The sequence below is a fragment of the Rhizobium sp. O111 genome, from assembly GCF_055616315.1.
In genome coordinates, this window is record NZ_JBSHXL010000001.1 from 1,571,395 (window position 1) to 1,586,679 (window position 15,285).

The window sequence follows — 15,285 nt, forward strand, 5'->3', positions numbered from 1 at the left end:
CGCAAAATCCGTTTCCCTTTTGTACTCTTTGCCTCTTCCATTTCGCGCTGACTCTCTCCATATTCCGGCCATGGCCAAATCTCCGAAAAAGTCCCCCGCCCCCGATGGTTTCGAGGAAGCTCCCCAATCCGCATTCGAAGGCGCGCCCCTAGAGGGTTCCGTCGCCGATTGGGTGAAGCAGCTGGAGGCCGATGCCGAGGCATCCGGTGTCGAGACGCAGCGCCAGATCGCCTCCAAGGCCGGCAAGCACCGCAAAAAGGTGGAGATCGCCGCCAGATCGGCCGAAGGCCGCAAGCCCGAACGGGCGTCCGAGCCGGTGCGAGGCCCCCGCGGAGCGAAGGCGCAAAGCGCCGACAGCGTGAGCGCTTCAAAGAGTGCCAGAGGCACGTCCATGGGCGGCTCGACGGACCCGAAGACGCGCGCGGCGGCCGGCCTCAATCCGGTCTCCGGCCTCGACGTGTCGCTCGAGGACGCCGCCGCGCTGAAGGCGGGCACGGCCGTGACCGCCACGGTGGAGGCGCTTTCGGCGCTGATCGAGAGCGGCAATCCGCTGTTCAAGGACGGCAAGATGTGGACGCCGCATCGCCCGGCCCGGCCGCCGAAATCCGAAGGCGGCATCGAGATCCGCATGAACTCCGAATATTCACCGGCCGGTGACCAGCCGACGGCGATCAAGGACCTCGTCGAGGGTCTCGACAATGGCGACCGCAGCCAGGTGCTGCTCGGCGTCACCGGCTCCGGCAAGACCTTCACCATGGCCAAGGTGATCGAGGCCACCCAGCGCCCGGCCGTCATCCTGGCGCCGAACAAGACGCTGGCCGCCCAGCTCTACAGCGAATTCAAGAACTTCTTCCCCGACAACGCGGTGGAATATTTCGTCTCCTACTACGACTACTACCAGCCGGAAGCTTATGTGCCGCGCTCCGATACCTTCATCGAGAAGGAAAGTTCGATCAACGAACAGATCGACCGCATGCGCCACTCCGCCACCCGCTCGCTGCTCGAGCGCGACGATTGCATCATCGTCGCCTCGGTCTCCTGCATCTACGGTATTGGCTCGGTCGAGACCTACACCGCCATGACCTTCCAGATGGAGGTCGGCGACCGCCTCGACCAACGTCAACTATTGGCCGACCTCGTGGCGCAGCAATACAAGCGCCAGGACATCAACTTCGTCCGCGGCTCCTTCCGTGTTCGTGGCGACACGATCGAAATCTTCCCGGCCCACTTGGAAGACGCGGCCTGGCGCATCTCGATGTTCGGCGACGAGATCGACGCCATCACCGAGTTCGACCCGCTCACCGGCCAGAAGACCGGCGACCTGAAGAGCGTGAAGATCTACGCCAACAGCCACTATGTCACCCCGCGCCCGACGCTGAACGGCGCCATCAAGTCGATCAAGGAAGAGCTGCGCCTGCGCCTCGCCGAGCTCGAAAAGGCCGGCCGCCTGCTGGAAGCCCAGCGCCTGGAGCAGCGCACCCGCTACGATGTCGAGATGCTGGAAGCCACGGGCTCCTGCGCCGGCATCGAGAACTATTCGCGCTATCTCACCGGCCGCAGCCCCGGCGAGCCGCCGCCGACCCTGTTCGAATATATCCCCGACAACGCCCTGCTCTTCATCGACGAAAGCCACGTCACCATTCCGCAGATCGGCGGCATGTACCGGGGCGACTTCCGCCGCAAGGCGACGCTCGCCGAATACGGCTTCCGCCTGCCGTCATGCATGGACAACCGGCCGCTGCGCTTCGAGGAATGGGACGCGATGCGCCCCGACACCGTCGCAGTCTCCGCCACCCCCGGCGGCTGGGAACTCGACCAGTCCGGCGGCGTCTTCGCCGAGCAGGTGATCCGCCCGACCGGCCTGATCGACCCGCCGGTCGAAGTCCGCTCCGCCCGCAGCCAGGTCGACGACGTGCTCGGCGAAATCCGCGAGACCGCCGCCAAGGGTTACCGCACGCTCTGCACCGTGCTCACCAAGCGCATGGCCGAGGACCTCACCGAGTATCTGCATGAACAGGGCGTGCGCGTCCGCTACATGCACTCGGACATCGACACGCTGGAGCGTATCGAGATCATCCGCGATCTTCGTCTGGGTGCTTTCGACGTGCTCGTCGGCATCAACCTTCTGCGCGAAGGCCTCGACATTCCCGAATGCGGCTTCGTCGCCATTCTCGACGCCGACAAGGAAGGTTTTCTGCGCTCCGAAACGTCGCTGGTGCAGACCATCGGCCGTGCCGCGCGTAACGTCGACGGCAAGGTCATCCTCTATGCCGACAACATCACCGGCTCGATGCAGCGCGCCATGGACGAGACCGCCCGCCGCCGCGAAAAGCAGGTGGCTTACAACACCGAACACGGCATCACGCCGGAATCGGTGAAGGCGAAGATCTCCGACATCCTCGACAGCGTCTACGAACGCGACCACGTCCGCGCCGGCATCTCCGGTGTGTCAGGCAAGGGCTTTGCCGACGGCGGCAACCTCGTGGGCGGCAACCTGCAGACCCATCTCAACGCGCTCGAGAAACAGATGCGCGACGCCGCCGCCGACCTCGACTTCGAAAAAGCCGCGCGCCTGCGCGACGAAATCAAACGCCTCAAAGCCGCCGAACTCGCCGTCATGGACGACCCGATGGCCAGAGAGGAAGCCCGTTCGCAGGAAGGCAGCAAGAAGACCGGCAAGGCGAGGACGAGCGGCAACAACGAGTCGATCTCCCCACCTGTGGGGGAGATGGCCGGCAGGCCAGAGGGGGGCGATCTTGCTCCAACCTCCCTCTTCCAAAAACCCACCCTCGACGACATGGGCCCAGGCACCGACACCGCCATCCCGTCCCGCACCTTCCGCCGCAACGACCTCGACGAAATGACCGTCGGACGCACCGAAAAGCCCGTATCAGGCAAGCTTCCGGAAAAGCCGGACGCCGCCAAGAGCACCAAGCGCTTCTCCCCCTTCCTCGAAGGCCAACCCGACCGCGACGACCCACGCCCCCTGGTGCGCGGGAAGACCGGCGTCGGCAGCTATGAGGATGCGGGGGATGTGAAGAGGCAGAAGCGGACGAAGGGCAAGACGGGGCGGCCGGGGCGGTAGGTGGGCGGACCGCAGCTTGCAATACGTCATGCGAACTATAGTGGCTGTGGAAAATCAATTCCAAATTGCAGCGACGAGGAAGAACATGGTAAAACTTGGAAAAATCATCGGAGAAACCTTGGGTTTTAAGCTGTGAGTGGTGCGCGAGAAATTCTGGCTTTGCCAAATTATAACTACGCGGAACCTATTAGGCTTCAGCTTGATAGCGAACCGCTGCTGGCTGAACTATCTAGTTCGACTGCATTCCAACGACTTCGAGACATTCGTTTTTTAGGAAGCATCGATTATTGGCTAGTACCATCTCCGAACGGAGCAAAGGCAAATATACGTTACACCCGGTATCAGCATAGCCTCGGCGTTGCTCGTCTTGCTTTGCTTTATGCGGATATGCGTGCGCTTGCCAAACAAGATCGAAAGTTAGCGTTAGCGGCGGCGCTGTTGCACGACATCGGTCACGGGCCGTTCTCTCATTCAATAGAACCCTTTTTTGAGAAAGAGTTTGGAATAAATCATCACTCAACGACAAAAAGAATAATTTTGGGAGAGACCGAAACCGGCAAACAGATTTACGATATACTTAGAAAGAACAAAATTGACCCGATGGATGTTACAGATATCCTCGACGGGAAAATTGATGAATTCGATGGTTTTTTCTCTGGTCCTATAAATTTCGACACAATAGAAGGAATATTGCGGTCGCGGGACTACATAAATCCCCACTACATATCCCCCCGACCCACTGATATATTAAAAGCTGCGATAAGTAGAAGCTCTAAAACCGATAGGAAGTTGGTAGATTCCTTCTGGCACTACAAGCATGATATATATCGATTTATTGTACGCGCACCAGCAGGAGTCCTGGCGGACCACCTTGCTCAAGAGGTATGCCGACGAAACATTTCGAGAATTTCTGAAAAAGATTTCTACTCAACAGAAAAAAATATGATCAGAAAACTTCCAGAACTTCGAAATGTACTGTTTTCACCTCGGCTGGCTGTGAAGAACATACTCAACAAAGCCGAACCGATATCGTATAAGGTGAGAAATTTCTCCATCAACTATGACGCGAATTTCTTTGATTGGGATGACCATAATCGCTATATGCAATCAAAAGATGAGAAAGTTTTGTATACTTACTTCATTTCAGCCGAACTGACCAACAGGGGAAATAAACATGGGGCAGGAAGCGTACGAGCGAGCCAAAGCATTTTCAGATACCAAGCTTAAAGAGCTAAGGCATTCGTTGGCAGGAACGCTTCCGGACAACGCGGCTGTTATTACATTTGGCTCTTATGCTCGGCGCGAGGCATCTCCTCAATCAGATATCGACTACATCGTCCTGAATCGCGACCCGAGCCAGATCGACAGCCAATTGCTGTCTGCAACGGGCGATTCAATCGGGAAGATCGTGGAACTCGCACCATCTGAGGGCGGCGCTTTCGCAAAGAGCGTCACCCGCGCAGAGTTATTGACTAACGTTGGCGGTAACAACGACACAAACGAAAATCTCACAAGACGGCTTTTGCTTATGCTTGAGGGCGAATGGTTGACAAATGGGGACGAATTCAAGTCGCTGCGGAGTGACCTAATTTCGTTATATATCAAGGCTACCCCAAGAGATCATCAGCTGGCACTTTTCTTGCTGAACGACATAATTCGCTACTGGCGAACTATGACGGTAGATTACATGTATAAGACCACCGAGGACACGAAACCTTGGGGTATCCGCAACATTAAGCTGATTTTCTCTCGTAAACTAATGTATGCCAGTGGCCTGTTTAGCGTCGGATTGACAGCGGACAAGAGCGAACATGCAAAGCACGAAACACTGAGCAGTTTGTTTGATCTCCCCGCCCTAGAACGAATTGTCGAGATTTGTGGTAGCGGAAACGCAGCGCGAATAAAGAGCAGTTACAATTGCTTCCTCGATTACATGGAATCGGCGGAAAATCGATCCAAACTAAAAAGTGTCGCTCAGGGGAATCACGACGACCCAATCTTCCGTGAGATAAAGAACGAGGGACATAATTTCACGAGGCAACTGCTATCGGCATTCGAGAGTGTCTTTCATGGCACCCATCCGATACGGCGAGCTGTTATATTCTAAAGTCGCCCGAGTACGCCGAGTTACTCTGTCCCGACGATAGAAAATTTAGCGCAAATTTTCCCCCTCCCTCCCCACCCATGCCATCATCCTCTCACCCCACCGCGGATACACCGGCAGGCGTGCCGGCGAGGTGGGGTCGGCGCTGGGTGTTTGAGGAGGACGCAAGCTCTCTCATCCGGGGTTCGCAGAAAATGGTCTCCCTCCGGTGACGGCGGGTTCCGTCGCAAGACGGGCCCGAGTTGTGCCCGGACGTGCCTGTGAGGCACACATGGTCTCGTCGCGAAGTTGGGCGAGAAGGCAGAGAGACCGGAGTTGCGTTCATAAACCGCTGAACGGGGTGCTGGAAGGCACCATATTTTTTACTCAATCGAGGTGATTTCCAGCGCCCCGTCCGAGTGAAGCCTGAACCAGCAAACCACGGGTGAAACCAGCCGCGTGACGGCCTTGCCGCGCGCCGGAGCCGAAGAGGACCGCAATGCCGCAGCACCCTCATGATAATCCCGGCAAGGACCTTAAGGACCGCCTCGGTCTCGAGCTGATCGTTGCGCTGGCGGCGAGGACATCGGAGATGCTGTCCATGCCGGTCTTAACCTGCCCGATCAGCCGCTGCCGCCGCGCTCGCGCCTGCCAGCGCATCGCCGTCAAGGGAAGCAAGCTCGCCTGCGTCCATACGCTGCCCTCGGAATACGCACCCTGCTTCACCGACTATCTCGGCTGGGCCGGGATGGCCTGCGCCGATGCTCGCGATGGAGAGCACGGCGCGATGTTCCGGCTCCTTGACCTCCTGCCGCCGGACCTGCGCGGCCATACGGTGTCGGTCGTCCGTGATTGCCTTGCCGGCGATGGAGTTGCCCCATAAAAACCGGACAGGATCAGATTTCTGTTTGACGGTCTAAGAACTCGCGCGGTGAGCGATATCCCAAAGCTTTATGCGGGTGAAGCGTGTTGTAGTGCTCGAACCACAATGGCAGTTGGGCGATGACAGTTTTAGCGTCCGGAATGGAATTGACTGAGACATAATCCCGCTTGAACGTCTTTACAAAGGCTTCGGCCATTCCGTTGGACTGAGGGCTGCGGACCGGGGTCGTACGAGGCTGCATCCCGATGTCCAGCAGCAACGATCTCGTGTCTGACGCAATAAAGCAGGATCCATTGTCAGTCAGCCATTCGATGGGCTTAGGAAGGATATTGATGCGGCCGAAGCGGTTTTCGACGGCCGTGATGACAAGGTCCTGAACATCTTCACTTTTGATGCCTTCAGTAGTGGCGACATGGGCAATTGCCTCGCGGTCACAGCAGTCGAGCGCAAAGGCAACGCGGACCTTTTCTTTGTTATCGCAGCCGATTTCGAAACCGTCCGAGCACCAACGCAAATTCGATTGAGCGACAGCGACACGACCATCGTGGCGACGGCTATCAATAGCTCCAGTGTGGCGTTCGAGAAGCAGGCCATGCACCTTCATCACCCGATAAACGCGTTTGACGTTCGGCCATGAGCGGCTTTCGTTACGGGCTTTACGGCGTAAGAGCGCGTGAACCCGGCGGTATCCATAGGTTGGCATCTCGGAGATGATCGCTTTGATTTCGTCGACGAGATCATCATCCGCGAACGGCGGCCGACCACGGGCTTTGGAAGGACGCTGTCTCACTCGCTCCGCCATGTTTGACCGGGCAACACCAAAAGTCTCGCACACAGCCGTCATCGGGAACTTCCCTTCGGCAATGACAGCGAGCGCAACAGGTGTTTATGGAATGGCTCGCCCACCGAACATCCGGCACAATGCCGCACGTCACTAGGAAAGGGATCGGTCATGGAAATCGCTTTGATGGGTGTTGATCTTGGTAAAAATAGTTGCAGCGTCACTGGGCTCGACGCGACCGGGCAAGTGGTGTTTCGACGAAGAGTCCATCGTGACGGCGTTGTGAAGCTAGCGGACAAATATCCTAACTGTATCGTTGCTATGGAAGCATGTTGTGGAGCCCATTTCCTCGGTCGTCTCCTTCGAGCTGGGGGCCATGAGGTTCGCTTGATGTCGCCGGAATACGTGCGTCCATATGTGAAGGCGCAAAAGAACGATGATCGAGACTCCGAGGCTATTGCGGAAGCGGCGACACGCCCGACAATGCGCTTTGTAGAGCTGAAGTCTGAGGAGCAACTCGACATGCAAATATTACATCGGGCCAGAGACCGTCTCGTGGCCGAACGCACAGCGTTAGCCAATCAAATCAGGGCAATTCTGTTGGAGCGTGGGATCACGATACCTCAGGGTAGGCAGAAACTCGAAAGCGGACTGCCCAAGGTCCTCGAAACGCATGACCTTATGCTCAGCGATAGAATTCGAACCCTGCTTCAGGAGTTGAACGAAGAGTTGCAGAATCTAACGCGGCGCATAACTCAGTTTGATAAGGAGTTCGAGATGTTTAGCAAAAGCAACGATGCCTGCCGCAGGCTGTCAACGATACCTGGGATCGGCGCACTGAACGCCACGGCCTTTGTCGCCGCAATCGACAATGCTCAAACTTTTGCTAGAGGCCGAGATCTGGCAGCATGGCTTGGCTTGGTCCCACGACAGATGACGACGGGCGGCAAACCTAAACTCCTCGGCATCAGCAAGCGAGGAAACTCCTACTTGAGGCGAATGCTAATTCATGGTGCTCGTGCAGCGATGCCCCATATTGCGCGATTGGAAACTCCAACCGGAGCTTGGCTACGAAGATTGCTGGCTCGGGCTAATCCAAATGTCGTCGTCGTCGCTTTGGCCGCCAAAATGGCCCGTGTGATATGGGCAGTGTTGCAGCGGCGAACGACTTACCAGCAGGCCGCCGCCTGATTGGCGCGTACGACCTGAAAGCTTCTGCGGGTGGAATGAGGAAGATGGCCTGACAGTTAAACGGTGTCTTGAAAACCTGACCAAAAAAATGGCGCGCTTTCGCACGCCGAGGTGTTTATGAAGGATCAGGGCGCGCGAAGCTCCATCTTGGCCAAGGTCAGCCTTGAGACCGGATACGTTGGTGCAGATTGTTCAGCCTTGTTTATTTGACCACTTGCGGAGGGGCGAGCCATACGTTTTTTGGGCCGGTGGCGATCTCAAGCGCCTCTTTGAGAATCTCGCCTTCCATCGTCTTCTTGCCGAGCAGACGCTGTAGTTCTTTGACCTGGTTCTGAAGGGCACGATATTCGGATGCTGGAACGACATCTTCCTCGGCAGCAGTTGCCGTCAGAGCTCCTTGGGTGGCAAGCTTACGCCAGGTGAACAACTGGTTGGGCTGAATGCCATAACGTCGAGCAACGATGCTCACGGTTGCGTCCGGCTCATATGTCTCCTGGATGATGGCAAGCTTCTCTGCCGTCGACCAGCGACGGCGGCGCTCAGGGCCGGACAGGACTTCTATCTTAGGACTGTGACTGGTCATAATGGGCACATTACCTCGCACACTTGTTAAGTGGGAGATCCTGTCCAGATATTTATGGGGCCATTACAGGCGACGCCCGGGCGCTCGCCTGCCTTGATGAGACACTTGCCCTTATCGCCGAGAAAGCGCCACCGGTCTTCGAGCACCCGCAGGAGGAAGCGCAGGCCAAATCCTGATGCGATCGCGATCGCCACCGCCCCCGGCGCCCCGCTCGCCGACATCGCGTTAAACTTGCGTCAACGCCCGCGTGGCATATCTCTCCAGGCGACAGGTAGGAGACTTTTATGGCATTCGTCGGCTTCAAGAACACCCACAATCACACGATCTACGTCAATCCGGCCCAGGTGCTCTATGTCTCGACCTATGAGGAAGACGTGACGATCATCGCCTACGCCGCCGCCGATGCAGCCGGCAAGCCTGCCGTCTCCTATGTGCGTGGGAGTGCCGACATGGTGCAGCACAAACTCAGCGCCGGCGCCGCCCGCTGATTTAACTCGCGCCTACCGGGAATTCCGCTCGCGTTTAGCGGGCAGTCGCCCAACGGTTGGGCATTCGCACAAATTAGGGATGTGAACGTGCCGTTCCGGTACGCATTCCCGGAATGGATCAGCGATAGGGGCTCAGCGTTACCAATCGTCAAGTGTTTGAATCTTTGGCCATTCCCGCTTTGGAGCGGCTGGTGTCAGAATAATGTCGCTTGCATTTTGCTCCGTTTACTGGCACCAATTGTGTACTCGGGCATTTGCATGCCGGTGACTGGACTGATGTGGCTGAGCCCTTCTTTGAGGGGCGGCGTGGGGGGACCTTCACGCGCGTAGACGTTCTTTCCCCGTTCGTGAACTACTCGACTGACCCTTCGCGTTCTGAGTTAAGATGAGGGAGCGCGAAAGTGAAAGCCGTCCATTTCCTTTCGGGGGGATGGATACCAGACAGACTACAGGGAAAAGGACCTATCCCAATGGCCACCAAAGGCGTCGTAAAATTCTTCAACCAGGACAAGGGTTTTGGTTTCATCACTCCTGATGGCGGTGCGAAGGACGTATTCGTTCACATCTCCGCTCTCCAGGCTTCCGGCATCCAGTCGCTCCGCGAAGGCCAGCAGGTTACCTTCGACACCGAGCCGGATCGCATGGGCAAGGGCCCGAAGGCCGTCAACATTTCGGCCAACTAATACTGGTTTCTGCCTCGGCAGAACTGCGAACGGCGCTCCGCAAGGGCGCCGTTTTCGTTTTCCGGCCTACTGGTGCCGGGCGGCTGGATCGGGTGCCAATGGGATGGCAGCGTGCGATGAAGGCGTGATAGCTTAAATGCGCCTCCCCCATTGATCGCAATGGACGAACCCGGCATAGCTGCATTATGAATGACGACAATTTCCGCTAAGGCCCCCGCAATGGTAAACTATATCGAAGCCTCCTCCGCGCCATCCAAGAATACCGGCGCCATCAGGCTCTACGGCGCCGATGCCTTCGCGGGCATGCGCAAGGCGTGCCAGGTCACCGCCCGGTGTCTCGACGCGCTTGACGATATCGTCAAGCCGGGTGTCACGACCGATGCGATCGATCGCTTCGTCTTCGATTTCGGGCTTGAGAATGGCGCTGTTCCGGCGACGCTCAATTACCGCGGCTATACGAAATCCACCTGCACCTCGATCAACCATGTCGTGTGCCACGGCATCCCGGATGCCAAGCCGCTGCGCGAGGGAGACATTGTCAATATCGACGTCACCTATGTGGTCGATGGCTGGCATGGCGATTCCAGCCGCATGTACACCGTCGGCACCGTCAAGCGCGCGGCCGAGCGGCTGCTTGAGGTGACCTATGAATCGCTGATGCGCGGGATCGCCGCCGTGCGCCCCGGTGCCCGAACCGGCGCCATCGGCGAGGCGATCCAGACTTATGCCGAGGCCGAGCGTTGCTCCGTCGTGCGCGATTTCTGCGGCCATGGGGTCGGCGCGCTGTTTCACGACAGCCCGAATATCCTGCATTACGGCCGCGCCAGCGAAGGGCCGGAGCTGCGCGAGGGCATGATCTTCACCATCGAGCCGATGATCAACCTCGGCCGGCCGCATGTGAAGGTCTTGGCTGATGGCTGGACCGCCGTTACCCGCGACCGGTCGCTGTCGGCGCAATACGAGCACACGGTCGGCGTCACCGCCGATGGCTGCGAGATCTTCACGCTGTCGCCCGGCGGGCTCGACCGCCCGGGCCTGCCACCCCTCACAAAATGAGCCGCTGATGGCAAAAGGACCGGTTTCCCATTCCGAAGACCTGGAGCTGCCTTTCGCGGCGGATGAGGACGATGGCATGGACGAGCGGTCCTTTTTCGCCGAGCAGGCCAGCAAGCCCGCAGCGCTTCGGCCCTCGCCGGCCAAGGAAGAACATTACCACGGCCATCGCGAGCGGCTTCGCCAGCGCTTCCGCGATCACGGCGATACCGCGCTTGCCGATTACGAGATGCTGGAGCTGATGCTGTTCCGGCTGATCCCGCGCCGCGATACCAAGCCGATCGCCAAGGCGCTGCTCGATCGCTTCGGCTCGCTCGCCGCCGTCTTCGGCGCGCCGATCGCGCTGCTGCAGGAGGTGAAGGGCGTTGGTGAAGCCGTAGCGCTCGACCTGAAGCTGATCTCGACCATCGCGCACCGGACGCTGAAGAGCGAACTGCGCGGCAAGCAGGTGCTGTCGTCGTGGTCGTCTGTCATCGAATACTGCCACGCCGCCATGGCGCATGAGACGCGCGAACAATTCCGGATCCTGTTCCTCGACAAGCGCAACGCGCTGATCGCCGACGAAGTCCAGGGGCATGGCACGGTCGACCACACGCCTGTCTATCCGCGCGAAGTGGTGCGCCGCGCGCTGGAGCTTTCGGCCACCGCGATCATTCTGGTGCATAACCACCCGTCCGGCGACCCTACGCCGTCGCGCGCCGATATCGACATGACCAAGATGATCATCGACACAGCCAAGCCGCTCGGGATCACGGTGCATGACCACATCATCATCGGCAAGGATGGCCATGCCAGCCTCAAGGGGCTGCGGCTGATCTGAAAACGCCGGCCGTGGATTTTCCCCGCGCAGGTCGGATCCGCTATACTCGAGACACCTGTTATTTCTCATCGTCGATGGCCGCCTCTATGGCGTACCATCCCGCAGCACCGACACCGCCGCCCTTATTTCGTCTCGCTCATTCCTAATATTCGGCCGTAAATCAATCTGCAACATTGACCGGATACCTGTGAACGCGCCATTTTGCGTCGCAATATGATTCCAGCTTTTCAACCGGGGCCCGCTTCCATGTTTCAATACGATCTCGTTGTTGTGGGGAGCGGCCCGGCCGGTCGCCGTGGTGCTATCCAGGCCGCCAAGCTCGGCAAGAAGGTGCTCGTCATCGAGCAGGGCAAGCGCGTCGGCGGCGTTTCCGTTCATACCGGCACCATCCCCTCGAAAACCTTGCGCGAGACGGCGCTCAATCTCTCCGGCTGGCGCGAGCGCGGCTTCTACGGCAAGGCCTACCGGGTCAAGCAGGAGATCAGCGCCGAGGACCTGCGCCGCCGCCTGCTGATCACGCTCGACCATGAAGTGGAGGTGCTGGAGCACCAGTTCGCGCGTAACCGCGTGCAGCACCTGCGCGGCAAGGCGAGCTTCGTCGATGCCTCGACGCTCGAGATCGTCAAGGACGACGGCGAAGTCATGCGGGTATCGGCCGCCAGCATCCTGCTTGCGGTCGGCACCAAGCCGTTCCGTCCAGACTATATCCCCTTCGACAACAGAACGGTGCTCGATAGCGACGAACTGCTCGATATCGAGGAACTGCCGCGCTCCATGGTCGTCATCGGCGCCGGCGTCATCGGCATCGAATATGCGACGATCTTCAGCGCGCTCGATACCGCCGTTACGCTGATCGATCCGAAGTCGACGATGCTCGATTTCATCGACAAGGAAATCGTCGAGGACTTCACCTACCAGCTGCGCGACCGCAACATGAAGATCATGCTCGGCACCAAGGCGGAGAAGGTCACCAAGCTCGATGACGGCAAGGTCGAGCTCATTCTCGACAACGGTCGCCGACTGGTGACAGACATGGTTCTGTTCGCCGCCGGCCGCATGGGCGCCACCGATGCGCTGAACCTGAAGGCGGCGGGCCTCGAGGCCGACAGCCGTGGCCGCCTCAAGGTCAATCCCGAGACGTTCGAGACATCGGTGCCCGGCATTTACGCTGCCGGCGACGTGGTCGGCTTCCCGAGCCTCGCGTCCACCTCGATGGAACAGGGCCGCATCGCGGCGCGTGTCGCTGTCGGCGCGGTTGCCAAGGAGCCGCCGAAATACTTCCCATACGGGATCTATGCCGTACCGGAAATTTCGACCTGCGGTCTGACGGAGGAAGAGATGAAGGAGCGCGGCATTCCCTATGAATGCGGCATCGCCCGTTTCCGCGAGACCTCGCGCGGCCATATCATGGGCCTCGATACCGGTCTCCTGAAGCTTATCTTCTCTCTCAAGACGCGCCGCCTGCTCGGCGTCCACATCGTCGGTGAAGGTGCGACGGAGCTTGTGCATATCGGCCAGGCGGTGCTGAACCTCAAGGGAACGGTCGAGTATTTCGTCGAGAACACGTTCAACTACCCGACTCTCGCCGAAGCCTACAAGATCGCCGGCCTCGATGCCTGGAACCGGATGGGCGATATCAAGTCGGAGCTCTGAGCTTTTCGCTTGGCGCCACGCGCATCCGCCGTGGCCGCAAGCACAATCAAGCACATCAACCCGTTTGTTCACTGGCTCCACGAAGGCGTTTCGACGCCTGACAACCTCGTAATAGGCGCAGCTTGTATAATCGGCTGCGTCTGATAGCGTTCATGTCACTGGGGGACTCTCTAATCAGCGAGTGACCGTGCGCGAACAATCCGAGACGACTGACCGGAATTTCCAGCTCATCCTCATCAAGCCGTCGCACTACGACGACGATGGCTATGTCATCCGCTGGTGGCGGGCGATGATCCCGTCCAATTCGCTGGCGGCGCTCTATGGTATTGCCGCCGATTGCGCCGAGCGGCGGGTGCTCGGACCCGGTATCGGCATCGACATCACCGTTATCGACGAGACCAATACGCGGGTGAACACCTCAGCATTGCTGCGGCAGCTGAAGGCCAACGGCAATTTCGGCATGGTCGCGCTGGTCGGCGTGCAATCGAACCAGTATCCGCGTGCGCTCGATATCGCCCGGCCCTTCCGCGATGCCGGTATTCCTGTTGCGATGGGCGGCTTTCACGTTTCCGGCTGTCTCTCGATGCTCGACGGCCACGCCGTGGGCCTCGACGAATGCCGCGAGATGGGCATCTCGATGTTCGCCGGCGAAGTCGAGGGGCGACTGGACAAGGTGCTGCAGGACGCGGCATCCGGTGCGCTGGCGCCGCTCTACAATTTCATGAACGACCTGCCAAGCATCGAGGGTGCGGCGGTTCCGTTCCTGCCGAAGGTCAATGTCGCGCAGACGCTGGGCTTAAGCACCAGCTTCGATGCCGGGCGCGGCTGTCCCTACCAGTGTTCCTTCTGCACCATCATCAACGTGCAGGGCCGCAAGTCGCGCTTCCGCACCGCCGATGATGTTGAGAAGCTGGTGCGGATGAACTGGGCACAGGGCATCCACAAGTTCTTCATCACCGACGACAACTTCGCCCGCAACAAGGATTGGGAAGCGATCTTCGACCGGCTGATCGAGCTGCGTGAAAAGGATGGCATTCCGCTTGGCCTGATGATCCAGGTCGATACGCTGTGCCACAAGATCCCCAATTTCATCGAGAAATCGAAGCGCGCCGGCGTCACCCGCGTGTTCATCGGGCTGGAAAACGTCAATCCCGACAACCTGACGGCGGCGAAGAAGAACCAGAACAAGATCACCGAATATCGCAAGATGCTTCTCGCCTGGAAGGCGCAGGGCATCATGACATTAGCCGGCTACATTCTTGGCTTCCCGGCTGATACGCCGGAGTCGATCCGCCGGGATATCGCGATCATCCAGCACGAGCTGCCGCTCGACGTGATCGAGTTCTTCGTGCTGACCCCGCTGCCCGGCTCCGAAGATCACCAGACGCTGTTCCGCAAGGGCGTGGCGATGGATCCCGATCTCAACATCTACGATGTCGAGCATGTCTGCACCGACCATCCGAAGATGAGCAAGCAGGAATGGGAGAGCATCTACCAGGAAGCCTGGTCGCTGTATTATTCGCCGGAGCATATGAAGACGCTGCTGCGCCGGGCGGTGGCGACGGGCGTGCCGTTGGCGCGGCTGGTCAAGGTGCTGGTGTCGTTCGCGACAACCGTGCCGCTCGAAAACGTGCATCCGCTGCAGAGCGGGCTGCTGCGCCTGAAGCATCCCTCGGAGCGCCGGCCCGACCTGCCACGCGAGAGCGCGCTGGTCTTCTGGCCGCGCTTCATCGGCGAGACGATCGCCAAGCATCTGAAGCTCGGCGGCACGATCGCGCGGCTGGCGGTCACCGCCTTCATGATTTCACGCGACAAGAATGCCAAGACCTATATGGACCAGGCGTTGACACCTGTTGGTGACCACGAGGACGAGACGCTGGAGCTCTTCACCAAGACGGCGGGCGGACAGGCGGCGGTCTCGCATATCAAGAAGGTCAACGAACTGACGCACGCCCATCGGGCGGGCTGAGCAGACGTTGTCT

11 protein-coding genes and 2 pseudogenes are annotated in these 15,285 nt (G+C 59.0%); 11 read left to right on the plus strand and 2 right to left on the minus strand.

All coding sequences use genetic code 11. The features are described 5' to 3' along the window. Positions 1-70: 70 nt before the first annotated feature. From uvrB to ACVTFQ_RS08050, 4 genes are all read left to right on the plus strand, one after another. A complete protein-coding gene (uvrB, locus tag ACVTFQ_RS08035) occupies positions 71-3,085 on the plus strand; it encodes an excinuclease ABC subunit UvrB (RefSeq protein ID WP_112989470.1) in 3,015 nt (1,004 codons plus the stop codon). Between the two features lie 132 nt (positions 3,086-3,217). After that, a complete protein-coding gene (locus tag ACVTFQ_RS08040; protein ID WP_112437450.1) occupies positions 3,218-4,312 on the plus strand; it encodes an HD domain-containing protein in 1,095 nt (364 codons plus the stop codon). Continuing rightward, the gene (locus tag ACVTFQ_RS08045; RefSeq protein WP_111563611.1) at positions 4,260-5,192 is read left to right on the plus strand and encodes a nucleotidyltransferase domain-containing protein; all 933 of its coding nucleotides are present in this window, start codon (positions 4,260-4,262) and stop codon (positions 5,190-5,192) included. Before ACVTFQ_RS08040 ends, ACVTFQ_RS08045 begins: the two co-directional genes overlap by 53 nt. A gap of 475 nt (positions 5,193-5,667) precedes the next feature. Continuing rightward, positions 5,668-6,051 carry a hypothetical protein gene (locus ACVTFQ_RS08050; RefSeq protein ID WP_470423751.1) on the plus strand — a complete coding sequence of 128 codons (384 nt, stop codon included), beginning with the start codon at positions 5,668-5,670 and terminating at the stop codon, positions 6,049-6,051. 13 nt (positions 6,052-6,064) lie between these two features. Here the strand turns inward: ACVTFQ_RS08050 and ACVTFQ_RS08055 are convergent. Beyond that, a pseudogene (locus ACVTFQ_RS08055) lies at positions 6,065-6,937 on the minus strand (IS3-like element IS1312 family transposase); the annotation flags it as partial. 66 nt (positions 6,938-7,003) lie between these two features. On the opposite strand from ACVTFQ_RS08055, the gene ACVTFQ_RS08060 reads away from it, so the two are divergent. Beyond that, positions 7,004-8,023 (plus strand): IS110 family RNA-guided transposase, encoded by a 1,020-nt coding sequence (locus ACVTFQ_RS08060; RefSeq protein WP_470423752.1) that lies wholly within the window; start codon positions 7,004-7,006, stop codon positions 8,021-8,023. Positions 8,024-8,246: 223 nt separating this feature from the next. Here the strand turns inward: ACVTFQ_RS08060 and ACVTFQ_RS08065 are convergent. After that, positions 8,247-8,606: pseudogene (locus tag ACVTFQ_RS08065) on the minus strand (transposase); the annotation flags it as partial. A gap of 284 nt (positions 8,607-8,890) precedes the next feature. Here ACVTFQ_RS08065 and ACVTFQ_RS08070 point away from each other — a divergent pair. From ACVTFQ_RS08070 to ACVTFQ_RS08095, 6 genes are all read left to right on the plus strand, one after another. Beyond that, entirely contained in the window at positions 8,891-9,094 is a 204-nt protein-coding gene (locus tag ACVTFQ_RS08070; RefSeq protein WP_111563609.1) for a hypothetical protein, read from the plus strand. A gap of 470 nt (positions 9,095-9,564) precedes the next feature. After that, on the plus strand, positions 9,565-9,777 hold the full coding sequence (locus tag ACVTFQ_RS08075; protein WP_018900054.1) for a cold-shock protein: 213 nt from the start codon (positions 9,565-9,567) through the stop codon (positions 9,775-9,777). 219 nt (positions 9,778-9,996) lie between these two features. Then, on the plus strand, positions 9,997-10,833 hold the full coding sequence (gene map, locus ACVTFQ_RS08080) for a type I methionyl aminopeptidase (RefSeq protein ID WP_018900055.1): 837 nt from the start codon (positions 9,997-9,999) through the stop codon (positions 10,831-10,833). 7 nt (positions 10,834-10,840) lie between these two features. Beyond that, complete coding sequence (radC, locus tag ACVTFQ_RS08085) at positions 10,841-11,650, plus strand: RadC family protein (RefSeq protein ID WP_111563608.1); 810 nt, start codon at positions 10,841-10,843, stop codon at positions 11,648-11,650. A gap of 246 nt (positions 11,651-11,896) precedes the next feature. Continuing rightward, positions 11,897-13,303, plus strand: a complete 1,407-nt coding sequence (gene sthA / locus ACVTFQ_RS08090; protein WP_111563607.1) for a Si-specific NAD(P)(+) transhydrogenase — start codon at positions 11,897-11,899, stop codon at positions 13,301-13,303. Positions 13,304-13,490: 187 nt separating this feature from the next. Beyond that, positions 13,491-15,272 (plus strand): B12-binding domain-containing radical SAM protein, encoded by a 1,782-nt coding sequence (locus ACVTFQ_RS08095; RefSeq protein ID WP_181459286.1) that lies wholly within the window; start codon positions 13,491-13,493, stop codon positions 15,270-15,272. The last annotated feature ends 13 nt before the right edge of the window (positions 15,273-15,285 follow it).